The 22,497-nt window shown below is 49.7% G+C and carries 21 protein-coding genes; 2 read left to right on the top strand and 19 right to left on the bottom strand.

Annotation, left to right across the window (positions count from 1 at the left end):
• Nucleotides 1-213 precede the first annotated feature (213 nt).
• Entirely contained in the window at nucleotides 214-1,170 is a 957-nt protein-coding gene (locus tag PHT49_04260) for a hypothetical protein (GenBank protein ID MDD5451087.1), read from the bottom strand.
• Between the two features lie 394 nt (nucleotides 1,171-1,564).
• Nucleotides 1,565-3,964, bottom strand: a complete 2,400-nt coding sequence (locus PHT49_04255; GenBank protein MDD5451086.1) for a response regulator — start codon at nucleotides 3,962-3,964, stop codon at nucleotides 1,565-1,567.
• Nucleotides 3,965-4,158: 194 nt separating this feature from the next.
• Between PHT49_04255 and PHT49_04250 the strand changes: the two genes are divergently transcribed.
• Together PHT49_04250 and PHT49_04245 are read left to right on the top strand one after the other, a co-directional pair.
• Entirely contained in the window at nucleotides 4,159-4,671 is a 513-nt protein-coding gene (locus tag PHT49_04250) for a ferritin family protein (GenBank protein MDD5451085.1), read from the top strand.
• A gap of 337 nt (nucleotides 4,672-5,008) precedes the next feature.
• Complete coding sequence (locus PHT49_04245; protein ID MDD5451084.1) at nucleotides 5,009-5,302, top strand: LapA family protein; 294 nt, start codon at nucleotides 5,009-5,011, stop codon at nucleotides 5,300-5,302.
• Nucleotides 5,303-5,308: 6 nt separating this feature from the next.
• Here PHT49_04245 and PHT49_04240 read toward each other — a convergent pair whose 3' ends face one another.
• The 17 genes from PHT49_04240 to fliQ form a co-directional block, all read right to left on the bottom strand.
• Nucleotides 5,309-6,175, bottom strand: a complete 867-nt coding sequence (locus PHT49_04240) for a DMT family transporter (protein ID MDD5451083.1) — start codon at nucleotides 6,173-6,175, stop codon at nucleotides 5,309-5,311.
• A 13-nt stretch (nucleotides 6,176-6,188) separates the two neighbouring features.
• On the bottom strand, nucleotides 6,189-7,055 hold the full coding sequence (gene htpX / locus PHT49_04235) for a zinc metalloprotease HtpX (GenBank protein ID MDD5451082.1): 867 nt from the start codon (nucleotides 7,053-7,055) through the stop codon (nucleotides 6,189-6,191).
• Between the two features lie 345 nt (nucleotides 7,056-7,400).
• On the bottom strand, nucleotides 7,401-7,625 hold the full coding sequence (locus PHT49_04230; GenBank protein ID MDD5451081.1) for a DUF2905 domain-containing protein: 225 nt from the start codon (nucleotides 7,623-7,625) through the stop codon (nucleotides 7,401-7,403).
• A 10-nt stretch (nucleotides 7,626-7,635) separates the two neighbouring features.
• Entirely contained in the window at nucleotides 7,636-8,229 is a 594-nt protein-coding gene (locus PHT49_04225) for an epoxyqueuosine reductase QueH (GenBank protein ID MDD5451080.1), read from the bottom strand.
• A 191-nt stretch (nucleotides 8,230-8,420) separates the two neighbouring features.
• On the bottom strand, nucleotides 8,421-10,130 hold the full coding sequence (locus PHT49_04220) for a methyl-accepting chemotaxis protein (protein MDD5451079.1): 1,710 nt from the start codon (nucleotides 10,128-10,130) through the stop codon (nucleotides 8,421-8,423).
• Nucleotides 10,131-10,505: 375 nt separating this feature from the next.
• Nucleotides 10,506-12,071 carry a FapA family protein gene (locus PHT49_04215; GenBank protein MDD5451078.1) on the bottom strand — a complete coding sequence of 522 codons (1,566 nt, stop codon included), beginning with the start codon at nucleotides 12,069-12,071 and terminating at the stop codon, nucleotides 10,506-10,508.
• A 258-nt stretch (nucleotides 12,072-12,329) separates the two neighbouring features.
• A complete protein-coding gene (locus PHT49_04210) occupies nucleotides 12,330-13,439 on the bottom strand; it encodes a hypothetical protein (protein ID MDD5451077.1) in 1,110 nt (369 codons plus the stop codon).
• A gap of 126 nt (nucleotides 13,440-13,565) precedes the next feature.
• Nucleotides 13,566-14,030: a DUF2802 domain-containing protein gene (locus PHT49_04205; protein ID MDD5451076.1), complete on the bottom strand. Its 465-nt coding sequence runs from the start codon at nucleotides 14,028-14,030 to the stop codon at nucleotides 13,566-13,568.
• A gap of 58 nt (nucleotides 14,031-14,088) precedes the next feature.
• The gene (locus PHT49_04200; protein MDD5451075.1) at nucleotides 14,089-14,310 is read right to left on the bottom strand and encodes a hypothetical protein; all 222 of its coding nucleotides are present in this window, start codon (nucleotides 14,308-14,310) and stop codon (nucleotides 14,089-14,091) included.
• A 27-nt stretch (nucleotides 14,311-14,337) separates the two neighbouring features.
• Nucleotides 14,338-15,231 carry a flagellar basal body-associated FliL family protein gene (locus tag PHT49_04195; protein ID MDD5451074.1) on the bottom strand — a complete coding sequence of 298 codons (894 nt, stop codon included), beginning with the start codon at nucleotides 15,229-15,231 and terminating at the stop codon, nucleotides 14,338-14,340.
• Between the two features lie 105 nt (nucleotides 15,232-15,336).
• Nucleotides 15,337-16,134, bottom strand: coding sequence for a FliA/WhiG family RNA polymerase sigma factor (locus PHT49_04190; GenBank protein MDD5451073.1), 798 nt, complete (start codon nucleotides 16,132-16,134; stop codon nucleotides 15,337-15,339).
• The gene (locus PHT49_04185) at nucleotides 16,131-17,036 is read right to left on the bottom strand and encodes a MinD/ParA family protein (protein ID MDD5451072.1); all 906 of its coding nucleotides are present in this window, start codon (nucleotides 17,034-17,036) and stop codon (nucleotides 16,131-16,133) included. Before PHT49_04185 ends, PHT49_04190 begins: the two co-directional genes overlap by 4 nt.
• Before the next feature lie 11 nt (nucleotides 17,037-17,047).
• Nucleotides 17,048-18,256 carry a flagellar biosynthesis protein FlhF gene (flhF, locus tag PHT49_04180; GenBank protein MDD5451071.1) on the bottom strand — a complete coding sequence of 403 codons (1,209 nt, stop codon included), beginning with the start codon at nucleotides 18,254-18,256 and terminating at the stop codon, nucleotides 17,048-17,050.
• Nucleotides 18,246-20,342 carry a flagellar biosynthesis protein FlhA gene (flhA, locus tag PHT49_04175; GenBank protein ID MDD5451070.1) on the bottom strand — a complete coding sequence of 699 codons (2,097 nt, stop codon included), beginning with the start codon at nucleotides 20,340-20,342 and terminating at the stop codon, nucleotides 18,246-18,248. The genes flhF and flhA overlap by 11 nt, the downstream gene beginning before the upstream one ends.
• A 9-nt stretch (nucleotides 20,343-20,351) precedes the next feature.
• A complete protein-coding gene (flhB, locus tag PHT49_04170) occupies nucleotides 20,352-21,428 on the bottom strand; it encodes a flagellar biosynthesis protein FlhB (protein ID MDD5451069.1) in 1,077 nt (358 codons plus the stop codon).
• Entirely contained in the window at nucleotides 21,429-22,220 is a 792-nt protein-coding gene (gene fliR, locus PHT49_04165; GenBank protein MDD5451068.1) for a flagellar biosynthetic protein FliR, read from the bottom strand.
• A 7-nt stretch (nucleotides 22,221-22,227) separates the two neighbouring features.
• Nucleotides 22,228-22,497: a flagellar biosynthesis protein FliQ gene (fliQ, locus tag PHT49_04160; GenBank protein MDD5451067.1), complete on the bottom strand. Its 270-nt coding sequence runs from the start codon at nucleotides 22,495-22,497 to the stop codon at nucleotides 22,228-22,230.

Here is a 22,497-nt window from a genome sequence, read left to right as displayed (position 1 = left end):
TTTTGCCTTTAAATACAATAAGATATCGAAATACAAAGGCATAATTACTGAAAACAGCCCTTTTGTCAACTTCAATAAAGAACAACCGACTCCATAGGTAAAATATAACAAACAACGCCCTAAAGAAAAAAACATTACCTACGAGACTTCGCTTTGGCAATTATAAGTGATTTATATAAGACCTTGTTTCCGCTGACAGATGAATACTGATAGCTATTGTAAGGTGTTTGTGGCCGGAAAGGTGCGGATAAAATTTTCCCTTAAGCTGACGACGCCGGGAAAACCCTTTCTTCTCTCCTGAATCTTCTCTGTCTCCCCACGGTCTGTCTCTTCCTCTTTTTCTCTCCCCGGCGTCTGGCCCAGGCCCTTTAAAAATGCCTCAAATTCGTCCCAGAACTGCCCGTAACCCTCTAACGACCGGATCGGCATGGAACTGTATTCCCGTTTGGCCAGATGTACCTGAAAATAATCACGCCCGGTGTTTACATAAACGGTTTCATCACCGGGTAAACGCATGACTAACCCGTCCGGACGGGTAAATAACCTGACCAGAGGAATGCGCTCCTTCAATTTTTTTATAAAATCGATACAAATATCCCTCAACCATTTTTCTTCAATAGCGTAAACATGGCTGCGGAGGGCAGCCTTTCGCAGGTGCGCCGGGACGTGCGGTTGTTCCCTACTTGTTTTGTTCAAAAGGATGCGTTCTAATTGAATACCCCGGACGGGTTCTGCTCCGGCAGCCCTACCTGTATCTACCTGGAAAATATTAGCTGTGTAGAAAACAAGATCAGCGCCCTTAATAAAACTGGTCGAGGCAATCAAGGATGGGGGAAAATAAGGGCTGACTAGAATCAGCCGGGGCATCAAATCAAAATTAAGCGCCTCCCGGCCATATAAATTTGAGAAATAGTCCTTATGTCCAAGTATCCATCCTATGGCAGCCAGACTGGAAAGAAGATGGGCTTCGAGATTACTTGGCCGCACCTGTAATATAGTAAGACGACGCTCGCGATCATGGCCAAAAAAATCGACCAGGAAGTCATCCATCTCCATATCCCGCTTAAGAATGGTAAGCCCTTCCTGCACTTCAGCCGGGTATTGGCCAATAAAGTCCCTCAGATCACCCTCAGACACAGCAGCCGCTTTTCTCAGCAGAACGAAGCCCATTAAGCATACACCATATCAGATTTGATAATCTCGTAAAAAGTAAAATTTTACCGTAGAGATCGCCGAGATAACATATTGAATAGTTTACAGTTTTTCTCTGCGCACTCTGCGGTAAAAGGGCATTTTTACGAATTGATCAGATTTATTCGCTTACAAATTTATGCCAAACGTTTCCTGTCGTCAACAGGAAAATGGTGACTATAGGCAACGTCACTGGTCATTAGTCATCGGTCATTGGTTAAGTGTGGAAGGTTGTTCACCTTTACCGGTGACAAATGACTATTGACTAATGACATTCACTATATTCGCCGGAGAGATCACGAAGGAGGGAGATAAAAAAGAGGGGGTTAATATCAAGCCTTCAGCTCTCAGTCTCTTGGCTATGAGCTATCAGCTATGTATCCAATGCCCGCCTGACCGTTGCAGACAACTCATCCACTCTGTAGGGTTTTTGGATAAAGCCGCAGGCCCCTGATTTTAACATATCTTGAGCCTCGCCGTTTACACTGTAACCGGAAGAAATAATAACCTTAATCTTTGGATTGATCTCCTTCAGTTTCTTAAAAGTCTTTTTACCGCCGATCCTGGGCATGACAATATCCAGGATCGCCAAATCAATATTCTCCTTCTCCCCGGAGTATACTTCAATGGCCTCAGCGCCATCCCGGGCCAACAGCACCTTATAACCTAAGGATTCAAGCGCCTCCTTTCCCATATCGCGAATCACTTCCTCATCATCGATCAGCAGGATGGTTTCCTTCCCTTCACGCATTATCTCCGGTTCGACTGTCGGTACGGCAGGCCCATCTTTCTGTGATATGGGCAGATAGATATTAAAGCGAGTCCCCCGCCCCTTCTCACTATAAAAATTTACATATCCGCCGTGACTCTTTACAATGCCATAGACCATGGCCAGTCCCAGGCCGGTCCCTTTCCCCTTCTCCTTGGTCGTAAAGAAAGGTTCAAAAATACGTTTTTTGATTGCCGGTTCTATGCCCATACCGGTGTCGCTTATGGAAATAAGGATATACTTTCCAGGGGCAGCGCCTAAATGCTTCCGCGCATAGACTTCGTCCAGGGTGACATTTGCCGTCTCCAGAATCAGGCGGCCGCCTTGGGGCATGGCATCACGGGCATTTATGCATATATTCAGGATTACCTGCTGGATCTGGACCATATCCGCAAGAATTATGGCTAAATCAGAAGCAAGGTGGGTCTCGATAGAGATGCTTTTGTCTATGGTTCTTGAAAGAAGCCCTACTACTTCCTCCATGATCTGGTTACAATTTATCTTCCCGACCTGGTACTTTCCGCCACGGGCGAAGCCCAGCATCTGTCTGACCAATTCGGCCGCCCGCTCTGCGGATTTTTCAATGATCTCGATATGCCGATAGACTGGATGGCCCTCAGAGAGCAGCATCTTGCCATATGAGGCATAACCCAGGATGCCACTCAGAAGATTGTTAAAATCATGGGCTATACCCCCGGCCAGGGTGCCGATAGCCTCCATTTTCTGGGCCTGGAAAAGCTGTTCCTGAAGTAATTCCCTTTCACGTTCCCTTACCTCTTTTTCCAGCTCAATACTGGCCCGTTGGGCGAATATCTCAAAGAGTTTTATATCTTCTTCACTGAAAACATGCTCTTCACGGTCAAAAAATCCCAGCGTGCCGATGGTACCCCTTTCGGACGAGTGGAGGGGGATACCAAGATAAGATACCATCCCAAATCTTATAACATTATCATAGTCTTTATAAGGAACGGTGTCTTGCAGATTACGGACATAAAGTATTCGCCCCGTCTTGACAACCTCTGCGCAGAGCGTCTTATTCATAGGACACCGGTATGCCTTAACCAGCTCCGGCGGAAGATTATAAGATCCCTTAAAGACCAGGCCATCTTTTCCCTTATGGCAAATAATGATAAAGCTCCCCCCAAAAAGCTGATGGGTCTTCTCGCAAAGGGCATTAAAAAAACTGCCTGATCCCCTGGTCGTCTCAAACGTCAAATTATGTATGGCCTTGAAAATCTCATTAGATCTTTTAAGGTTTTTTTCGGCCTTTATCCGTTCGGTGATATCCCGCGCCACCCCGGAAAATCCTACTTTCTGGCCGTCCTGTATTATGGGGTATCCGGAAAATTGCATGATCTTTTCATTCCCGGCTGTATCCCTGATTCTACATTCAAAACAATATGTACCCTTAGCGGTGGCCAGGATATTATTTATTGCCGGCCAATCTTCAGGGGAAAGCAAGTCACAAAAATTTTGCCCCATCAGGTCCGCCGGACTGTACCCAAGGATAGCCTTAACTACCGGGTTGACATATATAATCTTGCCGCTCAGGTCGAGTGAGAAAACGATGTCGCTGATATTTTTGACCAGTATCTCGTATTTTTCTCTGGCCTCGCTCAGTTTTTTCTCGGCCAGGTATTTTTCTTCCATCTTTATTTTCTGCTCTTCTATCTGGATGACATCCCAGAACAGCCTGGCGGTGACATGATCCATGACCCTTACATGCGCCGGCCTGGTCTGTAAAATCTCCTCCAGCACCCGATCATTTCCGGTAAGCTCAATAATAAGGTCAAGGTTGGGCAGTGTATAAAATTTATGGTAATCGGTTGTGGTCAGAAGCCCTTTCTCCTTTGCGTATTTAAGACCCGGGGATTCTACGTTAATATCCGCCACACCCTGGACGTTGGTTTTAAGCATTTCCACGCGTTCAAAAAGCTCTAAAACCGCTTTGCATCCAGGCCCGCCGCCCACAATGACCGTATTTATCGGCTGATTGGGCATCATGCCCTACTCCCAAAAGTTGCGAATATACCCATCGTTAGCTTATAGACCTACTTATCATTTTATCGGCTATTTTGGAAATAAAATAACCCCACGGTAAAAACCAGGTTTTCACTTGACAGGATATTAAATATTAACATAACATAAACATGATATAAATGATTTTTGACAAAACGTCTTAAATACAGGAGGGAGACATGCCGGAAAAGTTAACCGCTCTTAAGACGGCCATGCAACTGGAAATAGACGGTGAGGCATACTATTTAAAGGCCGCGGGAAAAAGCACCACCCCATTTGCCCAAAAACTGTTCAGGCAGCTTGCCGCGGAAGAAAAAATACATTTAAAGAAAATCGAAGAAATCTATAATACCTTGCAGAAAAGAGCTAAGTTGCCTGAAAAGCTTAACCTTGTAAGACCATCCTCAGCCATACAGGATGTATTTAAGAAGGCTACCGGCAAATTAAAAGACAAGGCCCCGGCTGAAAGCAGCGACCTCGAGGCTATCAAGACAGCCATGGGTATGGAAGAAAAAAGCATAGCCCTGTATGACGGGCTGGCGAGAGAGGCGCATAACCCCTTTACCAAAAGGTTCTTTGTCCTGCTTTCTTATGAGGAAAGAGGCCATTACCTGGCCCTGTTTGATGCTTATGATTACCTGACCGACCCGGCAGCCTGGTTGGAAAAGAAAGAAAAGATAATACTTGATTAATTGAGCCTTCAGCGGTCAGCTATCAGCCGTCAGCTCAAAATAAAATTATCGTAACAATTTAACGTGTTGAAAATGCATGATAAAAAGTGCAAAGAAACATATCAAATCAAGAACTCAGGAAATCAGGAAAGTATTTTTGAGAAATCGATTTTCAGCAGTTCGGCTTCTGGTTACTCTATTTTTCATGAGTTCATGAGTTCCAAATTGAAGTGAGATTTTTGTATCTTATTTTCATGAGGTTGTGAGTTCCAGATTAATAGCCTTTTCTGAACGTAGGACTGTTTCAAACACCTAACGTGTTACAAATTATCATATCTAAGGTGCGCTTCGTTAGTTTATGGAATTCTACCTGATCCTGGCTTTGATAATCGTGACTATGGTGGCCGTCTTCGCCATACAAAACGCCCATGTAGTTATGATCCATTTCCTCTTCTGGCATTTTGAAGGGTCTCTGGTCTTATACCTTCTCTCCTTCTTTACGGCCGGACTTATTACGGCCTTGCTGCTTACCCTGCCCGGCCGCCTCAAGAAACGGCGGGCTTACAGAGAAAAGATAGAAGCCCTGGAAAAGGACATAGCCAAGGCTAAGCCCCCGGAAGAAAAAACCCCGGAACCGCCTCCGGCCATCTGATCCTGCTTATGCCCATACGGCTATAATAACCACCCCGGCCAGCATTAAGACTGCGCCCCAAAATCTCTCTCCGATATTCTCCTCCTTGAATAAAAAAGCGCCGTAGAGGACGCTGAAAAGGATACCGGTGCGTTTAACAGCAATCATATATGCGGCCTCAACCCGGCTAATGGCGGCCATGTGACTTAAGACCATAATGACCATAAGGATGCCGATACATAGACCGGGATAAAAAACCTTCTTCAGACCCTGCCAGGTAGCCTTTCCGGTAACCAGTGAACATCCGGGGATAATAAGTCCCAGCATCAGAAAGTAAAAAGGGCCAAAAAAAATGACGCTGGAGTGTTGTATGGCCTTTTTGCCCAGGGCAGCGGTAACCGCATATAAAAAGGCTACTATCAGCATCAGCCAGGAGCCTTTCTCCCTCTTTATAGCCACAAACGGCCCCAGGAAGCCGTTCTTACACTCCCGAAGATTTAACACATAGCTGCCCAAAACCACGGATATAATCCCCAGAATACCCCGGGTGCTGAGTTCCTCTCCCAGTATCAACCTGCCGGTTAAGATAAGGAAAACCGGTGTAAAGGACAGGAACGGAATGGCGAGAGAAAGAGGCGAGGCCTGAATAGCCCGCATATAAAGAAAAAAAGCGGTTATTTCCAGAGGAAGGGCCAGAAAAACCGTCAAGTAGAAGGTTGTATCCAGGTGCGGCACCGGGATAAAAAACAACAGGATTAAAAATAATGGCAGGCTAAAGGATAGCCGTGCCGCCGCCATCTCAAAAACCGTCAGTCGGGAGAGGAACTGTTTGGTAAGCGCATCTACGGTCGCTATGGACGCAGCAGAGATAAGGGCCAGAGGGAGCCAGAGCACACGCCTGCCCGACTCAGGCGAGGGTGCCCTGGCCGGCCATCTGCCGCAGCCGGGACACACGTTCTTTTATGGGCGGATGGGTGCTGAATAGGCTGGCAAAGCTCTGCCCGGTCAGTGGATTTACAATATACATCTGGGCCTGGGCCGGATTGACGTCCATGGGCAGACGGTGATTCCATTCTTCCAGTTTGGTCAGGGCATTGGCCAAAAATAGAGGTTGACCGGCTATCTTCGCGCCCGTGGCGTCGGCCAGGTACTCCCGGCTCCGGGATATCGCCATCTGGATGAGCATGGCCGCAATCGGAGCCAGTATCATCATTAAGATGCTGCTGACAAGATTGCCGCTGCCGCCCTCTTCGTCATCGCTGCGGCCACCGCCAAAGAACATGGCCCACTGGGCCATAGTAGCCAGATAACTTATGGCTCCGGCCAGCACCGCCGCTATGGAACTGATTAATATGTCCCGGTTCTTTATATGGGCCAGCTCATGGGCCAGAACGCCCCGAAGCTCATCCGGGTTTAAGGTCCGCATGATCCCGGAAGTCACGGCCACCGCAGCATGCTCCGGGTTTCGACCCGTCGCAAAGGCATTGGGGGTATCCGACGGGATAATATAAAGGCGGGGCTTAGGTAACCCGGCCCTTACTACCAGGTCTTCAACTACCTGGTGCAACTGGGGGGCCTTGGTCTTGTCAACCTCCTGTGCTCCGCTCATCTTTAAGGCCAGTTTGTCACTAAACCAGTAGGCAAAAAAATTCATCAAAAAGGCCATCACTAATGCAAAGGTTAATCCCTGCCGGCCTCCGATGGCCTGTCCGGCCAGCATAAACAGGGCGGTCAATGCCGCCATTAATATAAATGTCTTAAACATATTGCCCATCTTACCCATGGCCAATTCACATCCTCCGTTTGTTAGTTAGCGCTCATCCGGAAACTATCGTTTTCGTCTTCACGCGTTCAGCGATCAGCGATTAGCTTTTAGCATGTTTGTTATCCGTTAACCGTTGTCCGACATTTTCTTTCGGTAAACGGTCAACAGTGAACGGTTGACCGGCTTCATGCCGATAGCTGAGCACTGATCGCTTTTTGTTTATATTAACCATCGGTGTCATATAAGTCAAGAAGTCCCCCCTCGACCTTCTGATAGCTGTCTTCTAACTTCTGCATTCTGTCTCCTGACTTCTGTATTCTTTCTTTGTGCGCTCTGCGGTGAATCCAGCGTAGCTTACTTCCTCCGGAACAACATAAAGAGCAGCGTCAGGATAATACTAATGAGCAGGCTTGTAGCCAGGGGGAAGTAAAAGGTAAAATTCTTACGCCTGATGTAAATGTCGCCCGGAAGTCGGCCGATCCAGGGGATCTTGCCTCCCAAGGTAAAGAGGAGCCCCACGCCGGCTATAACCAGGCCCAGCAAAATAAGCATCTTGCCTAACTGAAAAAAGCTGTTCATGCCCTCTTTATCATCTCTTCTGCATTCTGGATTCTGACTCCTGACTCCTGACTTCTGACTTCTGTATTCTTCTCAGCCTCCGGTCATATCGTTCCTGCTCGCTGTAAATACAGCCACAATACGGTTGCCGGTACAGATTAAGGGCCTTTGACTTATCAATCCCCTCCTGCCATCCTTCCCGAAAGTCATGATAATAAAATGGAATGCCATATTCCTTCGCTATGTCTTCAGCCGTCTTGATTATAAGCTCATGTTTTTGGTACCGGCTGTAAAGGAGGGTGGTAGTAAAGGCATCGCATTTTTCCTTCCGGGCCACTCTGGCCGCCTCCCTTAAGCGCAGGGTATAGCAGAGGCCGCAGCGCTCATCCTCATGGCCTACCACCGCACGCAAAAATTCCCGTAAATAATATGTTTCATCGCAGATAACTGCCAAATCAGCCTGCCTGGAATACTCCTTCAGAGTATCCAGACGTCTCTTAAATTCCAGGCAGGGGTGGATATTGGGATTGTAGAAAAAACCGGTAATGCGCATACCCTCGCCACGCAGCACCTTCAAGGGGTAAATGGTGCAGGGAGCGCAACAGATATGAAGTAATAGGTTCATGCCGGATTCAGTGTTTAGGATTTGCGCTATTATACGATATGAATTATGAGGAATCAAGGAGGGCCATACAAAAATGGCGAGGTCTTTCGATCCCCGCCATTTCCTGTTTACGCAGACTAAAGTCTGCGGCTACCTTCCCATCTTTTTTTACAGCTGAAAGCTGATTGCTGACCGCTGATCGCTTTTTTTACTTAAAAATCCTTAAACGACCCTCCATCGTCTTCAAAAGGAATGACCTCCTCCGGTTTAACCGGCTTTTTGGGGGCACCCTTGGCCTGTGTTTTGGATTGCTGGGGTTGAGGTCTGGAGCCGGGTTCGGCCTTCCGGGCGGCCTTAAGAGGTATAAGCCTCTTTGCCGCGTTGATTATGGAAGACCCCGTCTCCTTCTTTTCCGAAGACAACCGCCCCCCATTCACCGTTCCCACATAATCGGCTAACTCTGTAACCATATCTTTTAATGACTGGGCCTGACTGCCGAGCTCTTCTGCGGCTGAGGCCGATTCTTCCGCGCTGGCCGCATTATTCTGTACGGCCTTGTCCATCTCCACCACTGCGGTATTTATCTGACTAATCCCCTGGGCCTGCTCTTTGGAGGCCTCGGCGATCTCTCCCACCAGTTCCGCCACCTTATTAGCGCTGGTGGCCACATCCTGAAAGGCCCCCTGGGTCTGGGTAACCAGTTCATGTCCCTCTTTGATGTTCTTTATAGTTTCTTCAATGAGCGAGGACGTGTTTTTGGCCGCCTCTGCCGCCCTCTGAGCCAGATTGCGCACCTCGTCGGCCACTACGGCAAACCCGGCCCCGGCCTCACCCGCACGCGCCGCCTCTACTGCCGCGTTTAACGCCAGCAGGTTGGTCTGGAAGGCGATCTCATCGATCGTCTTGACGATCTTGCCGACCTCCTCCCCTTGACCCTTGATCCTGTTCATGGAACCCGCCATCTGCTCCATCTGGTCACCCGTCTTGCCCACCACCGTCTTCGTCTCGTCCATGAGCCGCGCCGCCTGCTGGGCATTATCGGCATTCTGTTTGGTCATAGAGGCCATCTCCTCCATGGAGGCGGAGGTCTCCTCCAGCGATGCGGCCTGTTCACTGGCCAGCTCGGCCAGTTGCTGCGAGGAAGTGGACACCTGGGTGGAGGCGTCTGTAATCTGCCCTGAGTTATTATCAAGCTCGCCTATCAACCGGTAAAGCACGCGGGTAATATCGCGGCGGATAAATAAGGCTATGGCCGCGCCCAGAATAATGGCTATAATAGCCGCAATGGCCAGGATGGTATTGATACTTGAAGCATCATTAATCATGCCCTGCGCGGTCAGCGTATTTTTTGCCATTTCCTGGCTCGTTTCAACAAGTTTTCCTCTAACCTCATCGAGGAGCGGCAGGGTCTTGGTGCGAAATATCTCCTCTGCCTGCCTGCGGGCATCACTTGCCATGGGCTGAACCGGCGCGGCTATGTCTGTTCCTTCACCCATATCGCCCGTGCCGGCGCCCGCCCCTCCGGCCAGAAGGGCATTCATCGCCTCTACAGAGCGGTGGAGGTCATGGTGCGGCTTTTCTATGGCCAAAAATATCGGGGCAAGAAAAGGCCAATGCGCCTCAAAATGTTTCCGTTCCTCCCCGTATAAAAACTTACCCAAATTACATTTATGCTCATCCGTTTCCGCCTCGATCTTTTTACAATTCGGGTCAGCGAGTTGGACAGCCACCTTATTTTTCCAGTCCAAGTGGCCGATCTCCAGCTGGACCAACTCGGCCGTGTGCTCATGGAGGTCCGCTAATGTTATGGCCTCCTTAAGCAGGTACCGGCTGCCGAAAAAGCCGATTACCCCGACCACGGCGAGCAATGCCAGGACAATCAGGAACCCCCCGCCTATCTTTTTCCCCACGCTGAGCTTCATGACCCTACCTCCTGTTTTTACTGCTATAAATATCTATCTGGGTATAAGTTTAGCTGTTTGAAAAAGCATTTTAAAATCCCTCCCAACCTCCCCTTTTTCAAAGGGATGAGAAACGCTTTCCCCTTTTGGAAAAGGGGGATTTCCATGTCCTCCCCCCTCTAGCAAAGGGCGATTTCTATGTTGTTCCCCCCTTTAGTAAAGGGGGGCGCGGGGGGATTTGAACTCTCCGAATGGTCCCCGGTTTTCCTTCTGATTTTCTATTCGGAAGATCATGGATTATTCTTAAATGATTTTTTCAAAAATCCTGGAGCGTACCGAGTGAGGACAGTTTAAACCGTTTAAGCTGCTTGAACTGTTTAAACTGTTATTTATGAATTACATCGGCTCCAACTCGATCCGGACGTCCTTATCCTGCCCGCCATCTTCCCGGTCACGGTATATAATGGTCTCATGGGCACGGATAACTTTTTTGTTCTCAGAAAATTCCATAAACGTTATTTTGCCCCTGACTATGTTTCCCTCAAAGGCTATCCCCCGCACTTTTAAATATACACCCGGGTCCACCCTTACCTGTTCGGCCATCAGTCGCCGTTTCTCGGCCTCCAGTTCCTCTATCTTCCCCTTGAAGGTGACAATAGCATCGAGGAGGTAGTGATAATTCTTATGCAGTTCTTTTTGCCGGGAACACAGGTCTTTATATTGCGTATGCAGCCGGTACTTCTGCCGGGTATCCAGAGAAGAAGGCAGTTTTTTCTTGATAAGTTCAACCTCGTCTTCCACATATTTCTTGACAGCGGTTATTTCTTTAAATTTTTCCTCAAGTTTATGGAGACTTTCTTCATACCGGAATATCTCTTCGTTCAAGGCCTGGATATGGGCATCGCTTTGATAGTCCAATCCGATAATAATCACGCTGCGCGGGCTGGATGGAGAACCCAGATTGTACGCCTCTACACCCTTCTTGCTGATAATAGTGCTGTTTACAATCCTCCCGTTCGGTCTGCTGACCGCAACCGTCCCCAGGGAAGATACATAACTGTCCAGTATCTCCACATCTACCATGACATCGCCTTCGGCCATCACCCTGGACCCCCGGATATAACCGCATTTCATTGCCCCGGCAACATTCACCTCCGAGCCGATAATACCATCGGTTACCGTCAGGTCACCTGTGACTTCTATCCGGGTGTCACGCTCAATCAGCCTGGCCATAAGGCCGCCGGCCCGCACACGAAACCCGGAGAGAACTGCCCCTGAAACCTGGACCAGACCGTCAAAATTGATATTACCGGTGGCATAATTCACGTCACCATCGATCCGGAACACGGGTGAGACCTCGATTCTCTGCTGGCTGTCAATGTAAACCGCCCCGCTGACCTTTGCTTCCGCCCTTTCCCCGCCCACTATGCGTACATTTTTACCGGCCTTTAAGGCCGCATCGCACACCGGCGGCGCCGGTATGGCCTTACCGGTGACCGTAGATCCTCCTTCACCTTTGACCATGGGGCTTTTGATGGCCAGCAGGTCGTCCACCTTTACATAAGGGATATTCCCGCGCTCCCGAAAATCCATATTGGCATATTCGTCCAACTTGCCGATCTTCTTTTCATCGCCTAATTTAAACAGAATGGCGGCGTCCTTGCCGGGTTTAGGCTGGACCCCACGGGCAATAACATACTTTTTCACTCCCTCGGAGGAAAGCTCCGCCAGACACCGGTCCATAACTGTTTCATCAATGCCGAAAGCGATCTTTTTCCCGGCCAGCGCCTGGTTGATCCTGTTGCGGGCCTCTTCACCGGACATTTCGAATCTGCCTTTGATAACTAAACAGGCCTCCATCTCATCCTCTGACACTATCAGTTCAAAGGATGGACCGCCGTTTTCAGCCGGGATACCTGCCGACTCCTTTAGCTGATTCTTCTCTTCGAAATTATCTTCCATTAAACCTCAGGGCATGTATCTTTGTTTGAGAGCTCGCACCAGATTACGTTCAAATCCCCCTTAACCCCCCTCTTTGGAAAAGAGGGATTAGGAGAGATTTATGGGTGTATTTTTAATTACAAGTTAGTATCAAATCAGTGGTAATCATTTTATATTTCGGCATAATAAGCCAGATTCTTAAAATATCGGCGTCGGGGAAGGCTTTTTTTAGCAGGTGGCAGATGTTACGTTAGGATGTTACGTTCGAACGTGAAGAGGCTAGATTACCACATGCAGAAGGGGCTGCTTGACCTTCTTCAAGGTCTCAAACCAGGCAGATACGTCCTCTATCTCCTTTTTCTCCTTTCTTATGCACTCCATGGACAGGATCGTAAAACCGGAAGAGGCCAGCCGGTCGCTAATCTCAGGTAAAGACCTTGTTACGTATTCCTGCCTGGTTTTGTCGGCTACCATAAACAGACACTTAATCTTTTTGTCCCTGACCTGTAAGCTTATGCGCATAGGCCCCAACCGGCTCATATTCAAGAAGAACAATGCCCGGAAGGGGCCGTCCGTTCCGTCCTTCGCCCCCCCCTTTTCATCCGGCTCCCGGTCTAACAAGAGTTCACATTCACCCCAGCCGGCCTGTTTGGAAAACCAGACGGGCAAAAAGACAACCGATTCCCCCTCCGGAGATAAAAGCCACATATTGGCAGACTGATAGCCCTCTATCAGATTCAAAAGGGATGATAGCGCCCGCGCCGGGACGCTATCCGGTTCGGACCCGGATAAACTACTCAGTGTTTGCATGACCAGACCCTTTACATCCGTCTCTACCAGCCCCCTGGAATCAGGAAGCTGGCCTTTTAGGAAATGAGTCCTGAGCTTGTTCTCCCAGGAGAGGCCCATCGACTTGAATACAGAGGGGTTGGGGTCCTGCCCCACAAGAATTCTATCCAACAGGCCGGATAAGGGCCTGAGCGTTTCCGCCATATCGGGTGAAGAATCCAGCATCTGACGCAACTGCCTGGCCACGTTATCCAGTATGTTACCGGTTTCCTGACGGAGGGTGAGAAACTGCCGAAAAGACTCCCTTTGCCATTCTTCGGCCGGCGTCCCAACGGCCATCTTGAGAACAACCTGTGGGGAGACCTCCCGCACCTCAAATTCAGCCCTTAAGCCCTTTACCAGGGGAAGATCGGTCTGGGCCATAACGGTCTGACCAGCTATGCGCAATAAGGCCCCTTCTCCGGAGAGGATAGCTAAGACCGTGCCCTCATAGCGTGAACCGATGGTGAACAGATTCTGGAGGTCTTGCAGAGAGGGGCCTGAGCCCCCCGCAGACAGGATCTTAAAGATGGGTAAATCGACCTTGCCTTCTATCTTCAATTCTTCTCTTATCAGCTTTTAGCTTAAGGCCTTCAATGTTCGGCGTTCGAGTCGTTCGACGTTCGAACGTTTCGAACATTTCGAACGTTTTTATCCGACACCCAACTCCCGACTGCTTTCTATCGACTATTGATAGCCCCTCTTTTCCTCTCTTGCCAGCCCTAAAACCAATTCCACCTCTCCTCTGGTCATTGATAGCCGTTCGGCAATTTCATCCGCAGAAAGCCCGTAACGCGACAGTTCCACGACATTTGTATATGGAGCATCAGGCTGTTTATGGGGAGTAGAAATATGGCATCCGGTCGATTGAGCCGCCATCTCTGATAATTTACGCATCTCTCCTATCCTTTGATCCATATCGGACAGCAGCTTATCAGCCAGCGCCCTTTTCTCCTTTAGATTGTTTGCCAGGGTCTTGCATATCTTCTCTGTTTCACGGATTAGTCCGGCGACGTTTTCGATACTGCCATTTAACTGGCCGGAGCGGGTCTTTCTGAACTTAAGCAATAAGAAAATCACAAACAGGACCAGGATAATCTCGATCCCAAGTTGAACGATCATTAAGGTTTCTACGTTACTGAAACGATCCACGGGTCTGTCTCCTAATCAAAAGTAAGCTATCAGCTTTAAGCTATGAGCTTTCAGCTTTTTACGCGATCACATCAATAATCTTGCCCTGCTCTTTCTCCGGATATTTTTTCTCCTCGCCTGTCTTTTCCTGACCGTTCTCAGCCTCGGCCTCGTCTCTGCGCTCGCGCCGCTTATCCCGTATCACCTGCTTACGCTGCGTGGCCTCTTTTGGGTTAGGAGATTTTTCTACGGGCTGAGGCTGCCTGATCCCCAGAGCAGGATTAATGGAATATTCATCCATCCCCATCCCCCCTAAAGCTTTCAGCGGTCAGGTAAAAACATAATCCACAAACAGTACCTTCTGTATTCTCTTCGGCCTTAAATAATTATTTAAAACCCGGCGCAGATCATCCGCAAGGGCCTTATCATTTTGCCCCTGCTGCACTGCATCGAGCTTCTTGGAAAGAAAAAAAGAATAAATCGCCTCACGTAACATCAATTCTTTTCTCCTGATCTCCGGCGCTACGCCCTCCTCTGTCATAAAATCAACCCGCACTCTCAAGAAAACATCCGTCCCGCCTTCGTTAAATGGAATCAAAAATGGTTTTAAACTATATCTCTCCCCTTTGATTACAGATTGAGCCCTTTTCTCCCCCGATAGGCTAGAATAGCTATCATATCTCCTGCCTACCAGGAAAGAGGATATAGCCGTGCCCAGGATCAAAAAACAGGCCAAAACAATAAACACCACTCTCTTGTTTTGGCCTGCAAACGTCCAAATAGATGCAGGAACAATACGGGCAAGAGATGACTTACTCCTTTCCCAAACGGCCCTGGAGAAATCTAATATCTTGCCTCCCAGGCCGCTACAAGCGACCTCAGCCGGTGTTTTCTCTTCGCCTTCCTCTCCCTTTTCCCCTTCCTCTTTGTCCTTGCTTTCGTCTCCGGCCCCGGCCTCTGTCTCAGCTTCTGCGCTCTTCACAGATACAGTTGTCCCGGCTTCGGCCGCCGTTTCTTCTTCTGTAGAGGCCGGACCGGGTTCCGGAGGGTCTTCGTCCTTGGTCTCACCTTCCCCGGACTCATCGGCAATAGGGATATCGCCGGGGGCAAGGTCATGGCCTTCCGCTTGTTCTTCCGGCTGGTTGTCCGGATCTCGTGTTTCTTTTTCCAGGTCTTCTTTGTCTGTATCGCTCATATCAGGCCCTAATGGAGCTATCAGCATGTTTGTTATCCGTTAACCGTTGTCCGACATTTTCTTTCGGTAAACGGTCAACAGTAAACGGTGAACTGACTTCATGCTGACAGCTGATCGCTGAAAGCTAATGGTTTATGCTCCCTGGTCGAAATGCCCCAGGAGAGCGCCGCGCAGGCGAAGGGTGGCCTTGGTGTGCATCTGTGAAATCCGCGACTCGGTATATCCCATGATCTCCCCTATCTCCCGCATAGTTAAGTCCTCATAATAATAGAGCGAAACCACTAATCTCTCCTTTTCCGGCAGTTCGTCAATGGCACCGGCGATTATATCCCGCAGTTGCGCCAGGCCGAGTGAAACAAAGGGATCGCTCTGCCTCCCGTCCGCCACGATTTCAAAAAAATCATCGTCAGAATCCTCGGATGTCCTCCGGCGTATTATGTTTAGATCAGTCAGCGATACTCCCTTTACCGTATCAATCAAATGATAAAATTCCGCCAGAGAAAGGCCCAATCTGTCTGCTACTTCCTCGTCCTCGGCCGGCCTGCCCCGTTCTTTTTGCAAGGCGTTGTATGCCTTCTCTATATCGGCAATCTTGCGACGCACCGAGCGAGGCACCCAATCCAGAGAACGCAACTCATCCAACATGGCCCCGCGTATGCGAAACTCCGCGTATGTCTTGAATTGAATATTCTTACCGGGGTCGAATTTATTTATAGCGTCAATAAGCCCTATCGTCCCTGAACTGACAAGATCATCCATAGAGATATGTGCGGGCAGGCGCATGGCCAGTTTGCCGGCCAGATATTTAATTAAAGGAGTATATTTAATAATCAACTCCTCCCTCTGTTTGGCATCTACAGTCTTTTCACCCTTGAAATAATACTGGGTATAGTCTTTTAATCTGGCAGCATTAGCATTATACTTTTTCATAAGGCCCCCGGCGCTTGTAATAAATTTTTCCAGAAAAATTTGATATTCCCGTCCGACCGGTCTTCGTAGTTCCGGTTGCAGATACTTTCGGCCAGCTCCACAAATCGTCTGCTGGAAGAGGCCTCCGGATATAATTCAACCACCACTCTTTGTTTTTTAACGGCCCTGGGGATGCACGCATCGTGAGGTATAAGGCCCCAGTAATCCAGAGACATGCTCCCCAGAAATCTGTCTGTCACCATACTCAACCTCTTAAAAACTGACTCGGCTTCGGCCTCTGTAACAGCCAGATTTACCAGGATACTAAATCGCTTGATGTCATGTTTAGTGGAGAGAATCTTGATTAAGGCATAAGCATCGGCGATGGATGTGGGCTCGGGGGTGACGATAACCACCCTCTCGTGGGATGCCAAATTGAAATAGACCACATTCGAAGAAATACCGGCGGCTGTATCAATAATCAGGATATCTATACGATTGCGCAGCCCTTCGAGTTCGTTAAGCAGATACAATTTCTGACTTTCCGAGAGGTCGGCCAGTTCCTGAACCCCGGAACTGGCCGGCATAATCCGCATGCCGCCGGGCCCCTCGACTAAAATCTCATCCAGCGTCTTCTCACCGGAAAAGACATGGCGCATGGTGTACCTGGGCGCTAATCCCAACAATATATCAATATTGGCCAGACTCAGATCGGCATCCAGCACCAACACCCTCTTGCCCTTCCTGGATAAGGCAAAGGCCAGGTTAGCCACCACATTAGTCTTGCCTACTCCGCCTTTCCCGCTGGTAAAGGAAATTACCCTGGGAATATGGTTCCCCGCACAAGAATTGGACCTGCCTATATCGGACGGCATATAGGGTGGTGACTTCAACCTACTTCTCAGACCCACAGCCTGATCCATAATTATTCTCCCTAAACTCCTTCATGTAATTCGCTCCATAACAGATCTATCAGTCTCTTACGCGTGGCTGTCTCTATATCCTCGGGCACCCGCTGGCCGGTAGTAAAATAAAAGATAGGCGACTTGAAACGCACCGCCTGATTAAATATTGGGCCATAAAAGCGGGACTCGTCGATCTTGGAAAAAATACAACCCGTAACCGAAAGGGCCAGGTACTTCGCAAGTATATCCTCTATGACGCCGTTCTGCGTGGTGGCGCTGACCACAAGCTGCCCTTCGATAGCCGGGTGGGCATAAATATATCTGGCCATCTCCTGCATGTGTTCTTCATGATGTGGACTTCGGCCGGCCGTATCAATCAGGATGATGTCTTTATCCTGATTCCGGTTAATGGCCCGCGACAGATCCTGGTCTTTAAAGACAGCCATAAAGGGCACCCCCAGGATTTGGGCGTAAGTCTTGAGCTGTTCGGAAGCCGCGATACGATAATTATCTGCCGAGATCAGTGCCACCCTTTTCTTCTCCTTTAAAGCAAAATGGGCGGCCAGCTTGGCGCAGGTAGTGGTCTTACCCACACCCGTAGGACCAATAAAGGCCCAGACGCAGGGACGGTTTGCTTTTTCTTCATCCCATCGCCCCAGAACGATTTGATCCAGCAACCGCCCGGTTATTATGTCTCTGAGCCTGGCAGATGATTCAGCCGGATCGGCTCTCCCGTCCAGCCCCGCGCCCTCCAGCAAAGAACAGACCAGAGCGGATTCCAGGCCGATAGATTCGAGATAGGCGGTCAGAGTATCTACTGCCTGATTTAATGGCCCTCCTGCCTGTGCCGGCACGGCAGACAGGCCCGCCTGCCCGCCATGGCGCATCTCAGGCCGGGGCCCGACCGCCGTCTGGATCATCCTTTTCAGACCGGCAACCTCGGCCCGAAGAGCGGATACTTCCGGTAATTGGCTGGTTATTAACTTATTGTTTACCGGCCCCGGGAGATAATCGGCGCTGCGTTTTTCAGGCAGGAAAGCGGTATTCACCATAGGCTCCCGGGGCTCGTAGTCTATGGCCGCCACTACTTCTACCATGGATTTCCCTGTGCCCCCTAAAAGCCCGCTGCCCTTCCTGAGCCTCTTTGTAGAAAGGATAATCGCTTCCGGTCCCAGCTCGCTCTTGACCATCTGCACCGCTGCGTTAATGTCCCTGGCTTCGTACCGCTTAATCTTCATGGCCGAGTTCTATTATCCCCACAGATTGGACTTTCATATCAGATGACAATTCGTTATGTGAAAGAATAAGTACGTTAGGAACAAACCTCTCCACCAGCCGCCGCAAATGCCGCCTGACGATGGGTGAACATAGAATGATGGGCTGATAATTAAGCACCAGGCATTGCTCTGCGCCACGGTTGATATAATTGATGATACGCTGGGCCAGATTAGGCTCAATGGAAAGGAAAGTGCCTTGCTCTGTCCTCTGTATCCCTTCCCGCAACACATCTTCGATATTCTGGCTCAGTGCCAGCACCGGTAATGTCCCCTCCGGGGTCAAAAATTCCTTGGTGATGGACCGGGCCAATTTCTGGCGTACATATTCAGTAAGGATGTCCGGATCTTTGGTAATCGGGGCATAGTCCGCTATGGTCTCTACAATAGTGAGCAGATCCCGTATAGATATCCTTTCCCGCAAAAGATTCTGCAGGACCTTCTGCAGCCCGCCCAGGGAGAAAACGGTATTAGCTTCTTCCACTGCCTTGGAATTGGTTTTGGCGAGATTATCCAGTAACTTCTGAACTTCCTGACGCCCGAGCAGCTCATCGGCATGGCTGCGAATGACTTCGGTTAAATGCGTAGCCACAACCGTCGCCATATCCACTACCGTATAACCCGCCAGTTGCGCCTCCTCCTTGACTTTGTCCGTAATCCACAGGGCGGGCAGATTAAAGGCCGGCTCGGTAGTGGGTATGCCCTCTACTTTGCGTTTTACTTCTCCGGCATCCATGGCTAAATGGTATCCGGGCAATAATTCACCTCGCGCCACTTCAATCCCTCTGATAAGCACGGCATAGTTCCCGGGTTTTAACTGCAAATTATCCCGTATGTGGATAGGCGGGACAATAAGGCCCATATCCAGGGCGAACTGCCGGCGGAGCGCCCGTATTCTTTCCAGGAGATCGCCGCCTTGTTTTTCATCCACTAAAGGGATGAGACCATAACCAACCTCTAAAGAGAGCGTATCCAGAGGAAGAAGACTCTCCACAATCTCCGGCTCCCTCGTTGGTTTGGCCGCCGCTGTGGCCTCTTCCATGACCCCGGCTTCGGAGGTCTGCCTGCTGCGGTAGAGGAAAAAAGCCAGAGAGCCGACTGCTGCGGAAAAAAGGATAAAGGGGATGTGCGGCAGTCCCGGTATCAAACCGAAGAAAAAGATGATGCCTGACGCGACGCCCATGGCCTGTATCTGAGATCCGAACTGATTGGCGAATTCCCTTCCCATGCCTACTTCAGACGCCGCCCGGCTTACCAGGATACCCGCAGCGGTAGAAATGACCAGGGCCGGTATCTGCGCCACCAGGCCATCGCCGATGGTAAGTAACGTGTAATTCTGCACTGCGCCTACCACCGGCAGGCCCTTCTGAAAAACACCGATAAGTATGCCGCCCAGAATATTTACAAATATAATGATGATACCGGCGATAGCCTCCCCGCGCACAAACTTGCTGGCGCCGTCCATAGCCCCATAGAATTCCGACTCCCTGGCAATCTCCGCCCTTCTGCGCCTGGCCTCGCGATCATCTATAAGGCCAGCGTTTAAGTCCGCATCTATACTCATCTGTTTTCCGGGCATGGCGTCCAAGGTAAAACGGGCCGCCACCTCGGCTATACGCCCCGCGCCCTTGGTGATTACCACAAAATTAATAACCACCATGATAATAAAGACAATGGCCCCGATGACGTAGTTCCCTCCAATTACAAAGGTCCCGAAGGCCCTGATGACCTGTCCGGCGGACTCTGCCCCCTCATTGCCATAGGAAAGAATGAGGCGGGTCGAGGCCACATTTAAAGACAGGCGAAAGAGGGTGGTAATCAGGAGCAAAGACGGGAAAACGGAAAAATCAAGAGGACTGGCGCTGTACATGGCCATGAGGAGAATGACCAGGCCAAAGGTCAGGCTGAAGGTGAGAAGGATGTCCAAAACAAAAGGCGGCAGGGGAACGATCATCACCAGCAAAATGCCCACTACCCCGACAGCCATAACGAGATTCCCGCTATCTAATGATGGCAGGCTCACGGCGGGGCTTCGTACCTGATCAGCCATAATTACTCCTTATCTGGCGGCAAATGCCTTATTCTTCAACCGATATACATAGGCCAGTGTCTCTGCTACCGCCTGATACAAATTAGGCGGGATCATCTGGCCGATCTCCACTGTCTTATACAGAATCTGGGCCAGCGGTTTGTCCTCAACCAGCGGCACATTATTTTCCATGGCAATCTCTTTGATTTTTTCTGCAATCAGCCCGGCGCCCTTGGCTACCACTTCCGGCGCATCCGACTCTCCCACCCGATACTGTAGAGCTACGGCCAGATGGGTAGGGTTGGTTATAACTACGTCCGCTTTGGGCACAGCGGCCATCATCCGGCGCCTGGCTATTTCCCTTTGCATACTCTTGATCCGTGACTTAATCAGGGGGTCGCCTTCGGTCTGCCTGAACTCCTCTTTGATCTCCTGCTTGGTCATCCTGATCTTTTTTTCAAAATCCCAGCGCTGAAAGGCGTAGTCCAAAGCCGCCAGCAGCAGCATCACCAGGCAGGTGTTTAAAAAAATCTTGAAAGAAACCATGCTGACGTAACCGAGAATCTGCTCGATCTCGGCATCCATCAGAGGGAGAACCCGCGATATTTCTCCCTTGACCGTACGATACGCCATGTATCCCACAATAGCTATCTTGGCTAGGGACTTGAAAAGCTCCATTACCGCCTGTACGGAAAAGACGCGCTTAAGTCCGCTCCAGGGGTTGATTTTGGATAACTTTGGCTGCAGACTTTCTGTGCTAAAAATGAATCCAACCTGCAGATAGTTGGCCAGAAAGGCCATCAGGAACACGGCCAGAAGGATCGGCCCCGCGATCAGGCCCAGATATTGAACGGCAGTGAATCCGAGCGCGCCTATGGTTGCCCGGTTAATCTCTACATCTGCGGCCTGCCTCAGAAAATAAACCATCATCCCCCGGATAGACTGGTAAACATAAGTGTGACACGCATACAGGGTAATAAAGCCCGTCAACATAACCAAAACCGCGGAGACCTCACGGCTGCGGACCACCTGTCCTTTCTTGCGGGCCTCTTCCCTGCGCCGCGGGGTTGCCTTTTCAGTTTTTTCCTGGAAGGATTCCTCGGCCATTTAGCCTTTAAACCCCCGTATTAATACCGGCAAAAGATTTCCTGCTTCATGTATAGTCCGGATAAAAAACGGCCCCATAACCTGCATGGACAGGCCAAAGAAAAAAAGGCCTATCCCGATAGTAAGAGGAAAGCTGACGATCAGTAAGTTCATCTGCGGGACGGCCTTGGCCAGGATACCCAGGGCTGCCTGCGTAAAGAGGAGGATAGCCATGACCGGCGCCATCACCTTGACCGCTATAACGAACATCCCCCCGCTGCTTAGCAATATCCGGTTATAAACCCCCTCCGTAAGATTCATTTCACCGGGCTGGAGGATACTGAAGCTGTACATCAGGGTTCGAAAGAAAATATGATGCCCATCCACGGCCAAAAATATCAATAAACTCACCAAGTATCCCAACTCGGCCAAAACAGGAGATTCTTGTCCCATCTGCGGGTCCATAACATGGGCCACGCCAAAACCCATCTGGAAGCCGACCATCTGCCCGGCCACCTGGATCCCGGCAAAGACCAGCTTAAGGACCAAGCCGAGGGTAAATCCCACAAATATCTCCTTGACCAAAAGCAACGCCATGGAAAAGGCATCGTCAGGAAAAACTTTGGGGTCAACCTGGACCACAGGGAGTAGAACAAGACTGACGATCAGACAGAGTCCGGCCTTCGCCAGCCCGGGCACGCCCTTGGCCCCGATAACAGGCATCATGAATATAATAGCCGCCACACGTACCAGAATCAAAATAAACACCTGAAATTGTTGCAACGTCCAATCGAGCAGGAAGCCATCTACCATAGTGTTTTTACCTGATATATTGTGGAATATTGATAATTAAATTTTCCGTAAAAACGGCCAGTTTATTCATAATCCACGGGAAAAAGGCCAGCAGCGCCACCATGACCGCCAGTATCTTGGGGACGAAGGAGAGCGTCATTTCCTGGATTTGAGTAACGGCCTGGAAGATGCTGACCGCCAGGCCCACGATCATCCCGATACCCAGGATGGGCAGGGAAATAAGTAAGGTGACCTCAATGGCATCCTTGGCTATACCTATGGCAAATTCCGGAGTCAT

It is taken from the genome of Desulfovibrionales bacterium, from assembly GCA_028715605.1.
Lineage (GTDB): Bacteria > Desulfobacterota > QYQD01 > QYQD01 > QYQD01 > QYQD01.
Note: the sequence above shows the minus strand (reverse complement) of the source record. Positions and strands in the feature narration are given on the sequence as shown.